Genomic DNA, 218 nt, shown 5'->3' on the forward strand with positions numbered 1-218 from the left:
CCTTGGTAGCCGGCATCGGCTGAGACAAATTGCTCCTCTCCATGAAGCAGATTACCCAGCTGATTGAGGTCATGCTCGTTGGCCGCGGTGGTGACTAGGCTGTGGGTCAGGCCACTCTTGGCATCGACACCAATGTGGGCCTTCATGCCAAAGTGCCACTGATTGCCTTTCTTGGTCTGATGCATCTCCGGATCGCGTTGCTGCTCTTTGTTCTTGGT

At 55.0% G+C, this 218-nt stretch carries 1 protein-coding gene; it reads right to left on the minus strand.

Annotation, left to right across the window (positions count from 1 at the left end; genetic code table 11):
- Positions 1-218, minus strand: a 218-nt coding sequence (locus tag K5R89_RS27290) for a transposase (protein ID WP_157912466.1), incomplete at both ends; no start/stop codon positions are given.

Origin of the sequence: Klebsiella sp. TF21-TM, from assembly GCF_019753495.1 — a bacterium.
In the GTDB taxonomy this organism is placed as follows: domain Bacteria; phylum Pseudomonadota; class Gammaproteobacteria; order Enterobacterales; family Enterobacteriaceae; genus Klebsiella; species Klebsiella quasipneumoniae.